General features: G+C 69.6%; 12 protein-coding genes. 2 read left to right on the forward strand and 10 right to left on the reverse strand.

Features of this window, described 5'->3' with window-relative positions; translation table 11 throughout:
- Nucleotides 1-97: 97 nt before the first annotated feature.
- Nucleotides 98-1,924, reverse strand: coding sequence for an ABC transporter ATP-binding protein (locus OG734_RS05685; protein WP_330286356.1), 1,827 nt, complete (start codon nt 1,922-1,924; stop codon nt 98-100).
- 159 nt (nt 1,925-2,083) lie between these two features.
- Here OG734_RS05685 and OG734_RS05690 point away from each other — a divergent pair, with 159 nt between their 5' ends.
- Together OG734_RS05690 and OG734_RS05695 are read left to right on the forward strand one after the other, a co-directional pair.
- On the forward strand, nt 2,084-3,109 hold the full coding sequence (locus OG734_RS05690) for a glycoside hydrolase family 43 protein (RefSeq protein ID WP_330286357.1): 1,026 nt from the start codon (nt 2,084-2,086) through the stop codon (nt 3,107-3,109).
- Nucleotides 3,110-3,507: 398 nt separating this feature from the next.
- On the forward strand, nt 3,508-6,069 hold the full coding sequence (locus OG734_RS05695; protein ID WP_330286358.1) for a SpoIIE family protein phosphatase: 2,562 nt from the start codon (nt 3,508-3,510) through the stop codon (nt 6,067-6,069).
- 59 nt (nt 6,070-6,128) lie between these two features.
- On the opposite strand, the gene OG734_RS05700 is transcribed toward OG734_RS05695, so the two are convergent.
- From OG734_RS05700 to repSA, 9 genes are all read right to left on the reverse strand, one after another.
- On the reverse strand, nt 6,129-7,292 hold the full coding sequence (locus tag OG734_RS05700) for a substrate-binding domain-containing protein (RefSeq protein ID WP_330286359.1): 1,164 nt from the start codon (nt 7,290-7,292) through the stop codon (nt 6,129-6,131).
- A gap of 69 nt (nt 7,293-7,361) precedes the next feature.
- On the reverse strand, nt 7,362-8,459 hold the full coding sequence (locus tag OG734_RS05705) for an ABC transporter permease (RefSeq protein WP_443065066.1): 1,098 nt from the start codon (nt 8,457-8,459) through the stop codon (nt 7,362-7,364).
- A gap of 38 nt (nt 8,460-8,497) precedes the next feature.
- The gene (locus tag OG734_RS05710) at nt 8,498-10,042 is read right to left on the reverse strand and encodes a sugar ABC transporter ATP-binding protein (protein WP_330286361.1); all 1,545 of its coding nucleotides are present in this window, start codon (nt 10,040-10,042) and stop codon (nt 8,498-8,500) included.
- A gap of 84 nt (nt 10,043-10,126) precedes the next feature.
- Nucleotides 10,127-12,988, reverse strand: a complete 2,862-nt coding sequence (locus tag OG734_RS05715) for a SpoIIE family protein phosphatase (RefSeq protein WP_330286362.1) — start codon at nt 12,986-12,988, stop codon at nt 10,127-10,129.
- 130 nt (nt 12,989-13,118) lie between these two features.
- Complete coding sequence (locus tag OG734_RS05720) at nt 13,119-14,087, reverse strand: cyclase family protein (RefSeq protein WP_330286363.1); 969 nt, start codon at nt 14,085-14,087, stop codon at nt 13,119-13,121.
- A gap of 635 nt (nt 14,088-14,722) precedes the next feature.
- Entirely contained in the window at nt 14,723-16,942 is a 2,220-nt protein-coding gene (locus OG734_RS05725) for a hypothetical protein (RefSeq protein WP_330286364.1), read from the reverse strand.
- A 658-nt stretch (nt 16,943-17,600) separates the two neighbouring features.
- Nucleotides 17,601-18,995, reverse strand: a complete 1,395-nt coding sequence (locus OG734_RS05730; protein ID WP_330286365.1) for a tyrosine-type recombinase/integrase — start codon at nt 18,993-18,995, stop codon at nt 17,601-17,603.
- Nucleotides 18,995-19,192: a helix-turn-helix transcriptional regulator gene (locus tag OG734_RS05735; protein WP_330286366.1), complete on the reverse strand. Its 198-nt coding sequence runs from the start codon at nt 19,190-19,192 to the stop codon at nt 18,995-18,997. Before OG734_RS05735 ends, OG734_RS05730 begins: the two co-directional genes overlap by 1 nt.
- Nucleotides 19,189-20,598, reverse strand: coding sequence for a replication initiator protein RepSA (gene repSA, locus OG734_RS05740; RefSeq protein ID WP_330286367.1), 1,410 nt, complete (start codon nt 20,596-20,598; stop codon nt 19,189-19,191). The genes OG734_RS05735 and repSA overlap by 4 nt, the downstream gene beginning before the upstream one ends.
- Between the last annotated feature and the right edge of the window lie 20 nt (nt 20,599-20,618).

Raw genomic sequence — 20,618 nt, forward strand, 5'->3', positions numbered from 1 at the left:
TGGATCCCTTCAGCCTGCCGGTGACGCGCACCATGGTGTCGGTATGGCCCGGCTCGCGCCATGTGAACCGGGCCACTCCTACCCACCGGGGCCGAGCTCAGTGCAGGTCGGCCCGCTCGGGGGTGTCATCGACAGCGTCGTCCAGGAAGCCGCCCGACTGGTGCTGCCACAGCTTCGCGTACGCGCCGTCCGTGGCGAGCAGTTCCTGGTGTGTGCCCTGCTCGACGATCCGGCCGCGGTCGAGGACGACGAGTCGGTCCATGGTGGCGACCGTGCTCAGCCGGTGCGCCACCACCAGCGCCGTCCGCCCCTCCATGAGCCGCCACAGGGCCTCCTGGACAAGGATCTCGCTCTCGGAGTCGAGGGCGCTGGTGGCCTCGTCGAGCAGCAGGATCGGCGCGTCGCGCAGGATCGCCCGGGCGAGCGCGACCCGCTGGCGCTGTCCGCCGGACAGCTTGACTCCGCGCTCGCCCACCATGGTGTCGAAGCCCTCCGGCAGCGCGTCGGCGAACTCCGTGACGTGCGCCGCCTCCGCCGCCCGGCGGATCTCGGCGTCGGTGGCGTCCGGCCGGGCGAACGCGATGTTGTCCCGCAGCGTGCGGTGGAACATCGCCGGATCCTGCGGCACGTAGGCGATCAGGCCGCGCAGATCCGCCTGGCGCAGCCGGCTGATGTCCTGCCCCCCGATCAGGATCCGGCCGGCGTCGATGTCCGTCATCCGCAACAGCAGCCGGCTGAGCGTGGTCTTGCCCCCGCCGGAGCGGCCGACGAGGCCGATCTTCGCCCCGCTGGGCACCGCCAGGTCGAGTTCCTGGAAGAGCGGCTGCGCGCCCGCGTGGGCGAAGGTGACGTTCTCGAAGCGGACGTCGGCGGCCCGGGACTGCAGTGTCTCCGGCGACGCGGGGTCGAGCACCGTCGGTGACGTCAGCAGCAGTTCGGTGAACTGCGCGGCCTCCGTCATCGAGCTCTCCAGCCGGCGGTAGATCTGGTTGAACTCGAACATGATCCGCGTGGCGTTCGTGTAGTACGTGAACGCGACCACGACCGCCTCCACGCCGTGCCCGCCCCCGCCGAGCGTGACCGCGAGCAACAGGCCCAGGGCGTTGGTCAGCACGGACAGCGGCGCCACCAGCGTGTCGATGCGCAGGTTGCCGTAGTCCCACGACCTCAGCATGAGCCGTCGTGACGCCGCGACCCTGGACCGGTGCTCGGCGGCCTCACGCTCCTCGGCTGCGAACGCCCGGACGGTGTCCATGTTCATCAGGCTGTCAGCGACATGGCCCGACACCCGGGCGATGGCCTCCTCGCGCTTGTCGACGATTCGCTGGCGGCGACGGACGAGGGGCACCACGCACAGCGCCGTCAGTGCGATCATCGCCAACAGGCCGACGACAAGCAGCGGTTCGTAGCGCCACAGCACCACCGAGCCGAACACGAGCGGCACCAGGCTGCCCACGACCTGGAACGTCAGCGTGTCGACGAACTCCTCGAACCGGGAGGCGAAACTCAGGACCCGCTTGGTCAGCGACCCGGCGAAGTTGTCGTGGAAGAAGGCGGCGTCCTTGGCGAACAACTCGTCCATGCCGATCACGTACAGCTGCTCGATGCCGCGGGCGTCGACGCGGTTGAGGCAGTGCAGGCCCACGCGCCACAGCACCTCCGCGAGCAGCAGGACTCCGGCGAAGCCGAGGACGTATGGCAGCGCCGCGGCGACGGTGATTCCGTCGTCGTCGGCGATTCGGCCGACGAGCTTCGCGACGACCAGTGGCGCGATGTAGTTGATGCCGATGTTGCCCAGCGCCGGGAGCAGCATCGCGGGTACCGTCAGCCGCCGGAGTCTGGCCAACTCCCGTCCGTAATAGCGAAGTGCGAGGAGCACGGACCCTTTGCCCGGTGAATCCTCGCGCGATTGAGGCGATCCCATACCAGCCCTGTGGTTGTCGTACTGCAGCCCCGCCGCGCACGTGCTTCAGAACACGCACATGCTTCAGATAGCGAAGTGTCCCGCGTCGCCGCCCGCGCAGTCCAAGCGTTTTTCCCGGCCAACGGCCTGCCGTACAGGGGTTCGACGTATTCTTCGACGATGGCTGCCCCCGACACCGAACCGATGCGGCTTCCCGACATGCCGCTGCACGATCCGTTCGTCGTAGCCGACCCGCGCACCCGCGCCTACCACCTCTACACGTCCAACGACCCGTCCGTATCGGGCGTGGACGGCACCGGCACGATGGTCTACCTCAGCCATGATCTGCGTGACTGGACGCGCCCCGTCGTGGTCTTCCTGGCTGCCGAGCAGCAGGAGATATGGGCGACCGACGGCGGATGGGCGCCGGAGGTGCACGAATGGGACGGCAAGTACTACCTGTTCACCACGCTGCACAACAAGGACAGGCCGCTTCTGGTGCCCGCGCCCAACCAGTGGGGTACGCCGTTCCAGGTCCCGGCCTACATGCGCGGCACGATCACGGCGGTTTCCTCATCGTTGCTGGGCCCGTTCACTGTCGTCGACCCCTCACGCCCCACCCCGCCCGAGAACCTCATGACCCTCGACGGCACGCTCTACGTCGACCCGTCCGGACAGCCGTGGATGGTGTACGCGCACGAGTGGCTGCAGACCATCGACGGAACCATGGAGGCGATCCGGCTGGCCCCGGACCTGTCCCGGACGATCGGAGATCCCGTCTTCCTGTTCAAGGGCTCGGACGCGTTCTGGCTCACCGAGGAGCTCCCCGCCGGCCTGCCGAACCAGCTCCCGCCCTATGTCACCGACGGCCCTCAGCTCCACCGCACCCCTGACGGGTCTCTGATCATGCTGTGGTCGACGTACGAGAAGAACGTCGTCGGCCGGGACGGGAACATCAGCGGCGGCTATGTACAGACCTACGCCACCTCGAAGTCCGGCACCCTCACCGGACCGTGGCAGCAGCACCGGCCGTTGGTCCGCGACGACAGCGGTCACGGCATGCTCTTCCACACGTTCGACGGCCGGCTGATGCTGGTTGTCCACCGCCCCTTCGACAACGCGCGGGGCAAGCTGTACGAGATGGAGTTCCGTGGCGACGAGCTGCGGGTGCTCCGCCGACGCGCCGACCTCGACGGCGGCGATTGACATCTGGCTGACGCCGGGCAGTGCGGAAACGCCGGAGGCCGGAACCTGCGACCCCTCGACCCCCAGTTGGGTGGTCGATGAGCGGCGTGCAACGGGTCGTTCTTCGAGGTCGGGATCCAGCGTACTCAGCCGAGTAAGGGAGTCGCGAGAACCGCGCGCAGCACTCCATGACACCCGACATCGCGCTCCGTGAACCGCCCGCTGCGGTTGCTTGAGTGGACTTCAGCGGAACGTCGAAGCAGGTGCTGCTCTGCGCGTAACTGCGACCACACGCGCCGTGTGAAGTCCCTGCTCGACCATCGTCGCCTTCGGTCCCGCCGATCACCACTCTGCCCAGTTCCGGCCCGGCACTCGCCTCCAGGAAGCGTAAATCAAACTAAAATGGAACAAATTACCCAATGGTGATCGAGGGCAACGTGTCGGCCGACGGTGTGGCATCGAGCTCGTATCCGTTCGGCGCCGCGCGTGTCGGCGAATCGCCCGAGCGTGACGACGCGCTGGTCAGCGCCGTCGTCGGTGCCGTGGAGGTGACCGGAGCGCATGCCGGAAGTGTGTTCCTGCTCTCCGGCGACCATCACTCGCTCCTCCTGGCCGCGGCGTGCGGGACACCGCCCTCACTGCTGGGCGGTTGGCGTCGGATTCCGGTGGACAGCCGCATTCCGGTGGCGGAGGCGTACCGCTCGGGGCGCATGGTCCACCTGACCGACGCGGAGGAGACGATGCGGCGCTTCCCCCAGCTCTCGGTCGCCGTGCCCTACCCGTTCGGCTCTGCCTCGGTGCCCGTAAGAGCGGGCCGGCGGACTTTCGGAACGATGGCGGTGTTGTGGACGCCCGGGCCCGACCGGACAGGGCTGTCGAGGGCGCAGCGTCGGCGGCTGCGCTCCGCGGCCGACCGTCTGGGCACCGCACTCGCCGGTCTGAGCGCACGCCGGCTGTTCGCCGAGTGGGACGAACGGACGGCTCCGATGGTGGTCCCGCTGGCGTCCGCTCCGGTGATAAGGGTGGGCCTGTTCGACTGGAACCTCGACACCGGGTCCTTCACGGCGGACGACGAACTGTGCGCGATCTTCGGGATTCCGCCCCGCGAGTTCGACGGACGGGCGGCCACCCTGGCGGCCAGAATCGATCCGGCGGACCTGCCCGGCTTCCGGTCAGCCGCGCATGCCGCGGTCGAGGAGGGGCATGTGCTCGCGCACTGCGTGAGCATCCTGGACGGCGGCGGGAGGCTTCGCACCGTCGAGCTGTGGGGCCGGGTGCCCGAGAGCCTGCACGACCCGCGGACGGCGTCCCATCTGGTCGGGGCCGTGCTCGATTCCGGAAGCGGCATGGCTGCTGTGGCGGCGCTCGAGCGGCTCACGGACGGCTTCTTCGCGCTCTCCCCGGACGGCCGTGTCACCTACGCGAACCACAGCCTCGAGGGCCTGCTCCGGGTCCGCCATGACGAGCTGCTCGGCCAACGCCCCTGGGACGTGCTGCCCTGGCTGGCCGATCCCGTGTACGAGGACCGCTACCGGGCCGCCGTGGTCTCCCAGCAACCGGTCTCTTTCCTGGTCCGCCGCCCACCCGACGAGTGGCTCGCCTTCTCCCTGCACCCCGACGGGCAGGGCATGACGGGATGGGCGGCACCCGTGAGGCAGCCGCTGCCCGACGGGGCCGGACCCGGGACGTTCGTCGCGGAGGAGGGTCCTCCCGTCTCCTCGTCACCTCCGCCCACGGCCCCCCGCCTGGGATCCCTCTACCGCGTGCTCCAGCTGGGCAGCGCCCTCACCGAGGCGGTCACCGCGCACGAGGTGTTCGACGCCGTCGCCGACCAGTTGCTGCCCGCTTTCGGCGGCCAGAAGCTGGCGATCGCCGTCGTGGAGGAGCGGCGCCTGCACCTGCTCGCGCAGCGCGGCTACTCGAAGGGCTTCCTCGCCGGCTTCGAAGGGACCCCGCTGCATGCCCGGCTGCCGGTGACGGACGCGCTGACCTCCGGGGCCCCGCTGTTCGTCGAGACCCGGGAGGAGCTCCTCGAGACCTACCCCGGGACCCTGGTCGGCCACTCGAACTCCTGGGCGTTCCTGCCGTTGATCGCCTCCAACCGCCCGGTCGGCGCCTGCATGCTCGCCTTCGACGACGTCCACCGGTTCCCCGACGAGGAGCGCGGCCTCCTCACCGCGCTGGGCGGCCTGATCGCCCAGGCTCTCGAACGCGCCAAGCTCTACGACGCCGAATACGCCCTCGCCCGCGGCCTGCAGAACGCCCTGCTGCCCCACCGGCTGCCCACGCTGCCGGGCCTCCGCGTCACCGGGCGCTATGTTCCGGGCACCAGGGGGATGGACATCGGGGGCGACTGGTACGACGTCATCCCCGTCGGTGACGAGGTCGCGTTGATCGTCGGGGACGTCGAGGGACACAACGTGGCCGCCGCGGCCGCCATGGGACAGCTGCGCAGCGCGATGCGGGCCTTCGTCACCGCCGGCCATCGGCCGAGCGACGTCCTCGCCAGTACCAACCGGCTCCATATGGACCTCGACCCCGCGCTGCTCGCCAGCTGCTGCTACGCACTCCTCCACCCCCGTTCGGGGGTCGTGCGCATCGTCCGCGCGGGCCACTGCCCGCCCCTGCTGCGTCTGCCCGACGGACACACCGACATCCTGAACGTACCGGGCGGCCCTCTGATCGGCGTCGAGGCAATGCCCGACTATCCGGAGTCGGAGCTGCACCTCGCGCCCGGATCGATCCTCGCCCTGTACACCGACGGGCTCATCGAGAGGCGCGGCTCGGACATCGGTTCCGGCATCCGCAGGCTCCGGGCCTCGCTGGCCGCCATGGGCGGGGACCGCCTGGAGGAGCTGGCCGACCGGCTGTTGCAGGATGCCTGCCGGTCCCACGAAAGGATGGACGACATCGCGCTCCTGCTCACCGAGTACGCCCCGCCACCCGGAGATGGCTGCGGAACCACCGTCCACACGCGCTGAGTTCGGCCCGTCGCCATGAACCACGCAAGCTGCGCGCCTGCTCGGTGATGGCGCCGCCGTTACGTACCCCAGAGCTTCCGGTACGCCTCCCGGTAGCCCGACGGGTCCCAGGCGGTGGCACCCTCGCTGTTGTCGGCGGTGGCGATGTGGACGGGGGCTACATATCCGCTGGCGGGACGGCCGGAGAAGGCTCGGTTGAACTCATCGATGATCTGCCAGCCCTGCAGGGACAGTGGCTCGGGCACGGTGGCCGCCTGGTACTGCTCACTGTTGATGCGCTGGAAGGCGGAGGGGTCGCCGTCTCCGGCGCCGATGTTGAAGGGCGGGCCGGAACCCTTCTTGCCGGCCGCGCGGAAGGCCGGGGCGGCATCGGCGAAGTAGAGGTCGTTGATGGCGACGGAGTGGGTCCACCTGCCCTGGAAGCGGGCGAGGAGCGAGGAGACCTCCCGTGGGGTGCGGCTGCTCGCGTCCGGGATAGGGATGTTCTCGTACGCCAGCAGCTTCACGCCCGAACACGTGCGGAGCCCCTTCCTGATCAGTTCGGACTTGTTCTTGGCGAAGGGGATCGAGGCGTCGGTGAAGACCACGACCCCGGCGTGGCCACCCGAGTTCGAGATGACCCATTGCGCGCTTACTCCGGCCACGTCCTCGACGTTGGTGGTGACGTTGGTGAAGAGTCTGGGCTGCCGACTGGGGCCGGGGGCAGCGACCGCGTGCCAGCCGACGAGCGGGATCCGTGCCGCGTCGGCCCGCGAGACCTGCTGCGAGGTCGAGCCCGGGTCGAAGCCACCGATGACGATGCCCGAGGGCTTGAGGGCTACGGCCTCGCTCATTGCCGCCTGGATGCCGGCGGGGGTACCACCACCGTCGATCACCCGGACGTTCCAGCCGATGACCCGTGCAGCTGCGCTCACGCCTTTCGCAGCGCCCGCGACGCCGGGATTGGTCATGGTCTGGGCGACGTAGACGATGGTCTTGCCGGACACCGCCGACGGGCCGCTGGTCGGTCCGTTCCAGGGAACGTCCGTCTTCTCCGCCTGTCTGACGGCGGCCTGGGCCCTTGCCTGGGCCGCGGGGCAGCCGCTCGGTCCCGTGGTGGAGCCCTCCGGGGCGCTCGACGAGCCGCGTTCGCAGCCGGCAAGGACGGTTGCCGCAGCCAGCAGGGCGGCGGTGACGGACCGAGCCTTGAGCGCGCCGGGGGTGGCTTTGCGGTTGCAGTTCACGGGGAGCTCCTCGCGGGGATGAGCGGGAGGATGTGCCTGGAGGCACTCAGGTGGTGCCCATGGCGTCGTTCATGGAGGGGCGCCCGCTGCGCCACCGTCCTGCGTCGGGGCGGACGGCGGCTCCGGGGGTACGGCAGGCGAATCGCGGGCCGCGACGGCGCCGGTGCGCAGGCGGCGCGCGGAGTAGCCGGCCAGGCCGACGGCGATGAGCAGGGTGCCGCCGTAGAACAGAGGGACCGTCCAGAAGTCGGCGCCCATCTGGCCGATGCCGGTGAGGCCCACTGCGAGTACAGCGACGGCGACGAGGGTGCCCATCGCATTGGGGCGGCCGGGTTTGATCGCGGTGGAGCCGAGAAGGGCGCCGACGAATGCGGGCAGCAGGTAGTCCAGTCCGACGCTCGGATTACCGATCTGCTGCTGGGCGGCGAGCAGCACACCGGCGAAGCCGACGATCAGCCCCGACGCGGCGAAAGCGTAGACGCTGTACCTGCGGGTCGGGATGCCGACGAGGTCGGCCGCGCGCGGGTTCGAGCCGACGACGTACAGATACCGGCCGAGCGGCAGCCGCTCCAGCACCAACCAGAGGACGACGGCCAGGGCGAGCACGTACCAGGCAGGGACCGGAAGGCCGAGGAACCTCGAGTCGTAGATGTCGGTGAAGGCGGCCGGGAGGCCTTGCGGGCCGGGGACGATCCGGCCGCCGCCGGTGATCCAGCCGGTCACGGCGTACATCATGCTGCCGGTCCCGAGAGTGGCGATGAAGGAATCGATCCGGCCGAACTCGACGATGACGCCATTGAGGACGCCGACGACCGCCCCTCCACCGATCACCGCGAGGCAGGCAAGCGGCCAGGGCCACCCGACGTCGACGACGAGCTGCAACACCATCACGTGCGCCAGGCCGAGGCCGTAGCCGATGGAGAGGTCGAACGCGCCGGTCACGATGGGGACCATGGCGGCGAGCGCGAGAACGGCCGGGATCGACTGGTTGGAAAGGATCGAGTCGACGGTGTCCCGGGTGGGGAAGGTACGCGGCAGGGTGAAGGAGAAGATCAGGAAGAGCAGGGCCGTGAGTGCCAGAAGGCCGTAGGCACCGATGAGGTGCCCACCCGGGCCTGGCAATCGCGCCGGGAGACCGGGCCTGCCTCGTCGGCCGAGTCGGTTCAGTCGGCCCTGTCGATGCGGTCGCGGCCGGGGCGAGGGGGTCACGGGTTCGACGCGGTTCCGGAGGCGGGCATGGACGAAGCCGCACGGGTGAGCCCGTAGACGGTGAGGGCCGGACCGCTCAGCTCGGCCGTCACGGACCCGCGGGCGAAAACCAGCGCGCGCCCGCACACGTCCACGACCTCCTGGAAGTCGGTGGAGATGAGCAGGACCGCCAGGCCGCCGGCCAGTGCCTCGTCGAGCAGGCGGTGGAGCGCGGCCTTGGCGCCGACATCCACGCTCGCGGTCGGCTCCTCGAGGATGAGCACACGCAGGCCCACCCGGAGCCACCGGCCGATCATGACCTTCTGCTGGTTTCCGCCGGACAGCGTGGCGATGGGGGCCTCGCTGTCGCGGGGGCGCACCGTGAACCGTTCGATCAGAGTGGCGGCCTCGGCACGTTCGCGGCGGGGGCTGATCCAGCGCAGCGCCGGCAGGCCTCCCGCCCGGGGGTTGGCCAGGAAGTTCTCCCGTACGGTCAGCTCGGCGAGGCAGCCCTCCTGCTGTCTGTCACCGGGCACGAAGGCGACACCGAGTCGGACTGCCTGGGCGACCGTACGGGGACTGTACGGGCGGCCGCCGAGAAGGGCACGTCCGTCGAGGACGGGCCGGGAACCCGCGAGGGCTCGGCCCAGGTCCCTGTGTCCGGCGCCCGAGAGGCCGACCAGGCCCAGGGCTTCCCCGGCCCTGAGCTCCAGGCTGACCGGTCCCGCGCCGGCGGTCCGTACGCCGACGAGTGTCAGGACGGCCGGGCCGGGGACCGGGGACGTGGTGGGGTGGTGGTCGGTCAGCTCCTCGCCGACGATGTCGTGCAACAGACGGGCAGGGCTCCGGCCCTCCAGTGCGCCGTGGCTGACGAGACGGCCGTCGCGCAGGACGGCGAAGGTGTCAGCGACCTCGTAGACCTCGTCCAGACGGTGGCTCACATAGAGGATGCCGTGCCCCCGGTCGCGCAGTGCGTGCAGGACACGAAACAGCCGGGCGCAGTCCGCGGCGGGGAGGCGGGCGGTCGGCTCGTCGAGGACGATGAGCTTCGCCCGAGTCGCCAGGGCTCGTGCGATGGCGACCAGTGAACGCTCTGCCGGGGCGAGCCGGGCGATCGGTGCGTCGGGATCGAGGTGTCCGGCGACGATGTGCAGGGCCTCGGCGCAGTGCTCTCGGTTCCGCCGCCAGGAGATCAGTCCGGCGCGCCGCGGATACCCGGCGCTCAGGGCGATGTTCTCGGCGACCGTCATCCACTCCACCAGACCGAGATCCTGGTGGATGAAGGACATGCTGCGGGAAGCGGCATGACTCCCGAGCGGGTGCCCGTCCACCGTGATCCGCCCTGTGTCGGCGTGGTGGACGCCGGCGAGCACCTTGATGAGCGTCGACTTTCCGGCTCCGTTGGGACCGAGAAGGGCGAGGACGCTGCCGGCTTGGACGTCCAGGTCGACCCCGGCCAGCGCGAGGGTCCCGCCGAACCGCTTGGCGAGCCCGCGGACGCGGACCAGAGGTTCCACGGGCATCTCCGGTGATCGGCCTGGCGAGTTGTTCCCGACTGTCATGAGCGATGCTAGCCGGACACATGGCTAGATATCAGACATTTACCGTCTCTCGTGCCCCCAACGGCTCAGCGCCGCGCTCGGGTCTCACGCGCCGTCGAGCCCGCATTCGGCCCAGATGACCTTGCCCTCCGGGGTGTAGCGGGTACCCCAGCTCTGTGACAGCTGCGCGACGAGGAAGAGGCCGCGGCCGCCCTCGTCGGTGGTGGCCGCCCGGCGCAGGTGCGGGGCGGTGTTGCTGGTGTCGGAGACCTCGCAGATCAGGGTGCGGCCGTGGAGCAGCCGTACCTTGATGGGCCCGGCACCGTGGCGGATGGCGTTGGTGACCAGCTCGCTGAGCATCAGTTCCGCGGCGAACGCGGCCTCGTCGAGCCCCCAGTCGGCCATCTGTCGGGTGGCGGAGGCGCGGACCTCGCTGACGAGTGCCGGGTCGGCGGGCAGGTCCCAGGTGGCGATCCGATCCGGGTCGAGGGCGTGGGTGCGGGCGACGAGCAGAGCGACGTCGTCATACGGATGGGTGGGCGCCACGGTGTCCAGGATCGCCTGACAGGTGTCCTCGGGCGAGCGCTCTGGATGGTGGGCCAGGGCCCCGCGCAGCTCGTCGAGGACGACGTCGACGTCGCGGTGCCGGTCCTCGATGAGTCCGTCGGTGTAGAGGACCAGTTGACTGTCTTCCGGGAGGTGGATCTCGGCGGTTTCGAAGGGCAGGCCCCCGAGGCCGAGAGGGGGTCCGGCGGGCAGGTCGGGGAACGACACGTTGCCGTCGGGGTGCACCAGCGCGGGCGGGGGGTGTCCGGCGCGGGCCATGACGCACTGCTGCGAGGTCGGGTCGTAGATGGCGTACAGACACGTCGCGCCGATGGTGCCGACGCCGTCGGAAGCGGGGTCCTCCCGGTCCAGGCGTCCCACGAGGTTGTCGAGGTGAGTGAGCACTTCGTCCGGGGGAAAGTCGAGTTCGGCGAAGCTGCGTGCGGCGGTGCGCAGCTGGCCCATCGTGGCGGCGGAGAGCATGCCGTGGCCGACGACGTCGCCGACGAAGAGGCCGATGCGGGTGCCGGACAGTGGGATGACGTCGTACCAGTCTCCGCCGACGTCGGACTCGGCGGGCAGGTAGCGATGGGCGACCTCGACGGCGTCATGGTCGGGTAGACCGTGCGGGAGCAGGCTGCGCTGCAGGGCCAGGACCATGGTGCGTTCGCGCGTGTAGCGCCGGGCGTTGTCGATGGACAGCGCGGCGCGGGTGGCGAGTTCCTGGGCCAGCGAGCGGTCGTCGTCGCCGAAGGGGGCGGGGTCCTGCGAGCGGTAGAAAGCGGCGACGCCCAGGACGACACCGCGGGCGACCAGGGGCACCGCGATGAGGGAGTGGACGTGGCTCAGCAGCTGTTCGGTGTACTCGGGGTCCTGCGCGAGCCAGCCCGCGGCGGCCCTCAGGTCCGGCTCCAGCACTGCCTCGCCGCTGGTCAGACACCGCAGCTGAGGCGTGGTCGGGCCATAGTCGATCTGCTTGCCGACGGGGTGGAAGGAACAGTCGTCGCGGATGCCGTGGACTACCGTACGGCGCAGGTCACTGTGGGGATCGGCGGACTCCTCGCCGCGCAGTACGGGCTCGGGCAGGTCGATGGTGACGAAGTCGGCCAACTGCGGCACCGCTGTCTCGGCGAGTTCCTCCGCAGTGCGGCGCACGTCCAGGGTGGTGCCTATGCAGGTGCTGGCCTCGGACAGCAGCTCCAGGCGGCGGCGCGCGGCCAAGGCGTACATCCCCACGTGCGGCTCCCCCACCATCACGAGCCCTCTCGCGGGAAGCGGGGATTCGAGGTGACCGTCCGTCGCGCCGTCGACGTCGGCGGTCGTGACGCCCTCGCCGCCGGCGGCGACCTGGCCGGGTACCGTGACGGAGAGATGCCCGGGCGCCACGACGCCGGGAACGGCCCCGGACGTCAGGGGGGCGAGGGCGACGGCAAGTTCGGCGGGGAGGCCCGGCGGCACGTCGCCCTGGTGCCGCACGGTGAAAGGCGCGCGCTGCGAGGAGGCGGAGAGGACGGCCTCGATGGCGATGCCCTCCACTCCGGAGGCGCTGGTCATCGGCCGGCTCACGAGCGTGACTTGCCGGCCGTCGGGCAGGGACACGTCGACCGCGGCCCGCTGCGCGCGGGAGATCAGTTCGGCGGCCTGCTCCATGATGATCGCCCGGTCACGGGGGTGCAGTTCGAGGGCCAGTTCGTCCACGCCGATGCTGCGGTAAAGGCCAACGGCGACTTCGGCTGCGGTGTCCTGGTACGCCCGCAGCAGAGCGTGCTCACGCGCGGAACTCTGCCCCAGCAGCCCCCGCTCGATGGCCTCGGCCGCCCTGCGTATCACGATGTCCAGTTCCGGATCCTCGGCGCTGCGCGGATAGCCGAAGCACAGGACACCCTCGATGCGGCCGCTGAGCGGGTCGCGGACGGGAAGCGCGCGGCAGGCGCTGCCCTGGGAGCGCTCGGCGAAGTGCTCGGCACCGTAGACCCGGATGGGTTGCCGCTCCGCCAGGGCGAGACCGATGCCGTTGGTACCGGCGACCTGCTCGGCGAACACGAACCCTGGGACGCTCTGAATCGCCGGGAGGCTTCGGGCCTGCGACGGCTCTCCGAAACGCCGCAGGAGAACCGTCCCGCTCGCATCGGCAAGGGAGATGTTCATCGCGCTGCCGGCAAACCGGAGCTGCAGGCGGTCGAGCACCGGCACGGCCGCGTGGACGAGCCGGGCGTCCGGATCGAAATCCTCCCGGAAGGGAAGGTCGGACTGGTCCGGCGACAGCCCCATGGACCGGCACCGCTGCCAGGAATTCAGGATCGACGTGCGCACACCCGCCTCGACCGGCTCCCCCTGCAGGAACCGCTCACGGAAACGGGTGGGTCCCGTGCCCTCTGTCGCACGCCCCGTGGGTACTGGTTCGCCGCCGGACGGAACCACGCTCAGCCTCGCTCACACCTTAGATAGTCCACATTTCGGAATTATCCGATATTGACGAGGATACGGGCATCCGGGATATGAGTCACGGTTCGTAAGATCTCTCACGCACGGTAACCGGACTGGTCGGTTGTCACAGGATGGCGACGGGGTTTACGGGCGAGCCCGTCCCGCCCGGGACGTTCAGGGGTGCCACGACGAGCAGGAACTTGTGCCGCCCCGCCTCGGCGGTCGCCGCGGAGAGCTCTTCAAGGTCGAGGTTGTCCAACAGCGGCACCCCCATCGCGGCCACCGCCAGCGCGTGGACCGGCGAATGCACGCCGTCCACGGGCGAGGGCCGTACATCGCTGTCGCCGTCCCCGCCGAGCAGCGCGATGCCACGCTCGGCCAGCAGCGGTACGGCGTCCACGTGGAAGCCGGCGCTCGCCGTGTCGGGGTCCCAGGAACCGAGTTCCCCGCGGCGACGGACATGCCCGGAGCGCATCAGCACCGCGTCGCCCTCGCCGATCGTCACATCGAGCGCCTTCTCCGCAGCGATGATGTCGTTCGCGTGCACCGCTTGTCCCGGCTCCAGCCAGCGGATCCCGAAGACGGCGGGGAAGTCGAGGAGCACACCCGTCGTGACGAGGGGCCCGAGCGCCGACACCGCACCGAAGCGGGCGCCTGCGGCATCGACGAGCTCGTGTGCCGTCCGGCCGTCGTAGAGCTGCCCCCGGTAGGCGATGTGACACAGTGCGTCGAGGTGGGTGACGCCCTTGCCGTGGTAGTCGGCGCCGATGAAGTCCTTGAGGGTGGAGGGTTCCGGACTCTCCACGTCACCGAGATCGGTCATGTGGTGCAGGGCGGGCTTGCGGTTGTCCGGGCCGGCCCGGGTGTTCCAGGGCACCGCCAATTGGACGACCCTCCCGGACCGCACTCTGTGCGTGGCCCGCCGCACGCGGTCCACGGTCACCCGGTTCCAGGCACCGCGGTCGGCCGGGACCCAGCGACCCCACGTGCGAACCGCCTCGAAGAGTGCGTCGAACTCCCGACGGGAGACGGCAGGGCCGTTGCGGCTACGGGTCGGCCTGAGATTCGGGGCATCGCCGGAACTCGAACTCATCCGTACTCACCGTTCCCAGGCCGAAGAGGTCATCCTCGTGACGAGAAATCCAGCTTTGCATGTTCACGAGGCCTCTGTCCGACCGGTGATCACTGTCCCGTGTCATCGATGTCTGATCGTGTGCGGCCAGAGGTTGACGGCGTAGCGAGGAGTTTCGGGGACGTGCTGCGTCCATGTGTACCCCCGTCGGCGCGGAGAGCACCGCTCCATGGTCCGGGCGGGTCGGGCCATGGCCCGACCCCGGCCCGGCGGCGATGCGGACGCGCACGCACTGGTGCGGCACACCTTCGCCTGCACGAAGACCGGCTGCAACCCCTTACTTTCGCCGACTTCCGAGCAAGGGCCGATGAGCGGCATGCTCAACGCCGAAGCCGGGACCAGACCTACGCGAAGAAGGGCCCCCACAGGCTCTCGCCTGCGAAGACCCTTCGCACCGTCGGGACGACAGGATTTGAACCTGCGACCCCTTGACCCCCAGGAGCAGGGGGCATCCCTTTTGTCTATACATACAGCGAGAAATCAGGGTGCACAGCGTGCGGTGGCGCGCGTGCCGTTCAGGTGCGCGGACACCGTCTGGTCCCCAACTGGTCCCCATGGGGCATGTCCGTGACACGCGTGCAACGGTCGCCGCCGGGTCAAGAGGCCGGCTCGCCAGAGCTCGTCACGGCGTGAGACTTTGCGACCTTGCGCCTGAGCTCGCGGATGATGTCCTGCCATTGCCAGGAATCGCTGCCGCACCACTGTTCCTCATCGACCGGCTGCCAGGCCGCCAGCTCCTCCAGATGGGTGATCATCGTGGAGGTGTCGGTGTCGGGGACTTCGCTCTTGCCGTCGAGCCGCCGTTTGATGTCGTGCAAGCGGTGAGCCGCACGGTAGTAGGACAGCTGGGAGTCGGTGAGCCTGCGTAGAGCGTAGCCACCACACTTGCTGCACCAGTCGAAGTCGGTGCGCGCCATGAGGTCGGCAACGGTGAGGAGGTCGTCGCCGGCCACAACAGCGCGTTCGTGGGCGTGCCGGCAAAGTGGCGAGTGACCCTTGCCCTCGATCAGGGGGTTGGCGTTGGTGGTGTAGAGCTGAACGGCGGCCAGGGGCCCCAGAGGGAGGCCGCTGCCGCTTCGCCAGCGGTCGCTGCTCCGCGGCCGGAAAGGCGCGAAGTCGAGGTGGTCCTCCGTGAGCAGGCCGTGCCATACCGCCACCGGCAGCCCGCTGGCCCGGTCTGTGTCCAGGCTCCGCAGGTCGTGCGCGCCGCGCGCCAGGGCAAGCAGACGCAAATTCAGGTCGCGGTCTTCGGTGCCGTAGGTCTGGCGGAGGGTCTGGCGTCCGCCCTCGGCGAGACCCAGACCTGCACCGAAATGCGGATCATGGTCGCGCCGGCCGGGACCGGGCCGCTGAGCATCACGTGCCTCGGGCCCGGGACTGCTTTCCGGCTCCTCCAGGCCGATCACGCTTGCGGGCAGGTCGCGGGCTCCTGCGATGAGGACGCCCAGCCACCCCTTGGCCAGCCGTCTCTCGATGGTGTCGAGAGGCAGGACTTCCGCTCCCTCGCTCGCCGAGAAGACCAGGTACAGCTGGTCGGCACCAGGCGCCAACGTGCGCAGCGCACGGATGTGATCGTGGGTGACAGGGCGTCGGTCGAAGACCGGGGTGTCGTCGAAGATGCCCGGGCGGACGGTGCCTGGCTGCGTTCCCGGACCACTGTCGCGCTCGGGCAGATCCGCTGCCCCGTCGGCTGGGCTGCACGGGAGGTCGCCCGCCGGGCCAAGGAGCCGTTCGGCGACGAGATCAGGGACTTCCAGTGTGAGGACGCGGCTCCCCCAGTCAGCATCGATGGTCCACGTGACCAGCACACCGAGCGTCCACGCGTCCAGACCCTCCAGGAAGTCCCGCCCATCATGCCGTCGCGAGATTTCGGACGCTTCCGGCACGTGCGCCGTCACCCGACGCGGCGGAGCCCCGTCCGCCGACTTCGCTGCCGCCCGGGCCCGTTCCTCCCAGGACTCGATCAGGCGCGCGGCCTCGGCTCGGGCCACGTCGTAGCCCTTCCGGTTACTGCGGATGCCTCGCACGATGTCGTACGAGAGGTAGGCACGCGCCTTCGGCCCTTCCCAGGGTCGTCCGGCCGCGTTCTGCCACCGGCGCCACAGGTCCACGAGTGCCGCAGATACCCGGCTGTTGCCGCCGAGCACCGCGAAGGCCGGGGCCGCGCACGGCAGCTCGGGCATGCGGAGCGTCGATGCGGCAGCAGCTACAACGAGTTCCTCCGGGTTCGCGAACCGGGCCGCCTGGGCCCGCAACGTCTCCAGGTATCGCATCTTCGCCGTCAGCGACGGCTTCGCCCACTCCTCCAGCCAGGGAAAGTGAGCGAGGACGGCCCGTGCCCGATACAGGCTCCGTCCCGCGCCGCGCCAATGGGAGAAGACCAGGCCCCACAGTTGTTCGGCGTCTTCACGTGCATCCCGTACCGATGCGCCGCATTCCGCCTCCTCGTCGTCATCACCTTCAAGACTCTGTCCAGCACGAAGAAGCACAGCGGCGTCCCGTGCCTCCTCGTCGGTCCAGCATTCGTCCTCGTCCGGCTCCGTGTAGGACTGCAACTGGTACAACAGGCCGGCCCCGCCCAGAGCCCGCAGGAACATGCCCAGCCCGGTAGTCGACCGGCCCCCGACACCCCATGCGGCGCACCGCGAGCACAGCCGTCGCAACGTCGTCGCTTCCAGCGGCACGTCGACAGTTCTCACGTCGGACGTACGCAGCTGTCCGCACTGCCTGTCCACATGCAGACTGGCCCCCTTGCTCTTGGCCGAGTACACCGTGATCAACGAGCCCTCGAACGGCCCGAGTGGAACATCAGCCATCGACAACTTGCCACCCACAAGTCCCCCCATCCCTCTTCCTCGAAGACTAGAACCAAGCAACACCTTCACCCCTTCCAGACGTCAGAACGGCCTCCGCCGAAAGACGCCGCTTCATCATTTGCACGCTCGTCGTCAACACCGACACCGCAAGGCCACCGCGTGTAGCGGGCACTGGTCCCCAGCCTTGGTCCCCAGGTCGACGCCGCATCTCTCGCACCTCTGCGCACACTCAGGCACACACCCGCACTGCGAGAACGTGACCTCAGCGGCGAAGCACCGAAAATGCATGCGCCTCGGACAAGAAGATCGTGGCGTCCGCCAACGAACGCAGACAATGATCAGGAGAAACACCGGTTTGGCCAACCGGCGATCCCGTGTTACAAGCACCAGGCGTAGCAGCCAGCGCGGATGCCCGAGAGCCGAACAGAGCAGGTGTCTTCTAAGCGCTTGGCCGCAGGTTCGAGTCCTGCCGGGGGCGCAAGTCTCCGCCCTCCCATCGGGAGGGCGTTTTTGCTGGTCACAACAAGTTTCACTCGTACGCCACAGCCCCGGACACTCCCCCGACGATCAAGGGGCAGGTTCCGGGGCTGTCCGGCTGTCACCGGGTTTTCGCGGGTGGCCGTGTCGAATACGTGTCGAAGTTCTCGGCGAGAAAACCTCAGCCTGCGTCGGGCAGCTCGGGGAGATCCCCCGCAGCCTCCAGGCGCCTTTTCAGGTCAGGCAACTGCCCCTCGACGCACCGAGCGTAAGTGGCCAACAGCACCGGCACGCTGTTCCCGGCCCAGTCGGCCACCTGGGCGGGCGGGATCCCGTCGTTGAGCCACTTCGTGAGGCGCGTGTGCCGGTTGTCGTACACCCGCCTCCCTGTGGGCGACTCGAAGACGTGCGGGGCCAAGACCGCCTTGCGCGCACTGCGCCAGGCCCGGCGGATGACCGAACCCGCGAGGATGCCGCCCGTCTCCCCCTGGAACAGCAGATCACCGGGCTTGAGCTGTTCGTCCTCGATGTGCTGCCGCAGGATGCGCGTCAAGGCGGGATGCCCCGGCACGGTGCGCGTCTCGCCCTCGGCACGGCCCTTCAGGTCGCGTTCCTCGTGGATCTCTCCGGTGTCGGTCCACTGCTTGCCGACCTCCGGGGTCGCCGTATGGATCAGCAGCTCACACCATTGGTCCCCAGCGTCGGGGCCGGGCAGCGTCACGTCCTGCACGCGCATGGCTATGGCTTCCTCCGGTCGCAGAGCGCAGTAGTACAGCGTGGCGAAGCACGCGTGCAGCCGCTTTCCTCCACGGGGCCGACGCCGGATCCAGTCGAGGAGTGCCGCCGCCTGGTCCGCATTCATCAAGGACCGCTTGTCCACGGCGTTGCTGGTCTTGGTGACAGTCGTCGACTCCTTCCCCTTGGGAAGGGGATTGGTCCGCAGGATGCGCCGCCGGATCGCGTGCTTCATGACGACGTTGAGGATCCGGCGGTGACGCTTCTTCGACCAGGCCGCCGCCTGCTTGCCGTCGAGGCGCGTGTCGACGGCTCGCAGGACCTCATCGACCTTCTCTGCCTCCTCCCAGGCCGAGACCGGCAGGGAGTTGCGCTCCACCCACCTCAGGATGGTCACCACGTCTCGCGGGGCGTCCGCACGGCGGGTCGCGTTGAACGCCCATTCGCGCAGCGCGGTCCGCACGGCCACCGGGGCGAACTGAGTCGGCTGGACCCGCAGCAGCGCGATGGTGACCGCTGTCAGGGTCTTGGCCGTGTTCTTGCGGCTGTTGCCGCCGAGCTCCGGCCAACGGGCATCCACGTACTCGACGGCGAACGTGTACCAGCTCATGGAAGCCGACTTGGAACGGTGGGACACCGGCAGCCCGGTGGCGATGACGAAGGCCTCACCCTTCCCCGTGGCCCGGATCAGTTCGGAGCGGAAGCCCTCAGCAAGCGCAACGGTGCCGAAGGGTTCACGCCAGCGCTTGTCCGCGACCACCCAACGCACCGTGTACGTGGTCTTCCGGGCACCCTTGTACGCGAGGATCTTGTAGACCTTCACGTCGTACGTGGTCTCCATCAGGCGGCGTCCTCACGGTCGTCGAGCCAGTGGTCGAGATCGCTCCGCCGGATCCTGAGGTCGCCGTTCGGGAGCTTGATGCAACGGGGCGCACGCCGCTTCGCCCGCCAGTCGTAGAAGGTCGAGCGCGAGACGTTCAGCTCCTCGCAGACCTCGGCGAGGGTGAGCATGCTGCGTGCCCGGATGGCCGTGGTCATGCCGTGCTCCCTTCGCCGAGCAGGGCTTCGCGGGCTGTCTCGCGGTTGATCTGGAGGTCTCGCGCGATGGTCGCGGCGAGGGCGGCTTCGCCCGGGGTGTGGCCGTGGCCGGCGTACTGCCAGTCCGTCAGGACGAGGACGGTGTCCGGCTCGCGGTCGTCCAGGCCGAGGACGGAAGCCTCCTGTGCGGCGCGGTAGTCGGCACGTTCCTGGCGGAGGGCGCCGAGGGTGGTTGAGTAGGTTCGCGACTTGGACGAGAAGTGTCCGCGGAAGCCGAGCATGTGTGCCCAGACCCAAAGACGCCGGTCCGGATAGAGGCCGTCCAGGTCGCGGCACGCGGTGATGAGCCGCCGGGTGTGGTCGGGCACCTGGTGGCGGTCGAGTTCGGAGAGTTCACCGATGCGGCGGTCCAGGGTGCCGGTGTTCTCCGCGGCTTTGGTGGCGTACTTGGCCACGTACGAGGCAACGGCCTGTTCGGTGACGTCGGAGCCGTCGCCGAAGGCCTTGACCGGGCGGACGTCGAGCTGTCGGCCCCATCGGAACGTTCGGGCGGGTTGGTCGTCGGCAGCCGGGACCGAGACGGACGTGTACGAGTGCGCGGCGGCGGCACATATCGCGTCCGTGAGCAGGTCGACGGTGGCCCAGGCGGGCGGCGGTGTCCCGGTCCCCTCCGGGCCGTCGAGGCGTACGACAGCGTGGAAGTGCAGGGCCCCGCGCTTCTGGAACTCGGCCACCTTGCCGTACGAGACGCGCAGATGGTCGGCGAGTTCCCGGCGGGCCAGGCCGGCGCGGGCGGCGAGTTCGCGGCGGAGTCGGGTGGTGAAGCGCTGCCAGAGCTGTCCGGCGTGATTGTTGAACAGGACGGCGCCCGCGTAGTCGTAGGTGTCCGGGTCGAGGGCGGTGCCCAACTCCGGTGCGTCGGAGGCGTGTCGGGTGCCGCAGCGGCAGGAGTTGCCGTGATCGGGCCGGTTGTGGACCGGGCCGAAGGACGGGGCGGTGAGGGTGGCGAAGACGCGGGGGTGGTCGCGGACGGTGGCGGGGATGTCGCGGCGGTCGTCTCCGGCGAGCCCTGCGCGGATGAGGTGGTAGGTGTCGCCCGCGTAGGTCCAGGCGCAGGCCGGGCAGCGTGAGGCGCGACGGTTGCCGCAGGCGAGGCGGAGGCGTCCACCCGGCTCGTTCTCGGTGGAGTAGTGGTGCAGGGTCTCGCCGGTGGTCTTGTCCTTGGTGAGAGTCCAGCCGGTCAGGTGGATCGGGTCGGAGCAGCCGCCGGTGCGGCGGATCTGGTCTTCCCAGCGGCTGTAGTCGGAGGCCGAGGCCACCCGGAGGAGGTCTCGGAGGGCGGTGGGGTCGAGCGGTTGGGCGGGCGTAGGCGCCTTCTGTGTCGCGGGTGAGGCCCGGTGGGCCATGCTGGAGGTTCCTTCCGGTT

The sequence above is a fragment of the Streptomyces sp. NBC_00576 genome (assembly GCF_036345175.1).
Lineage (GTDB): Bacteria > Actinomycetota > Actinomycetes > Streptomycetales > Streptomycetaceae > Streptomyces.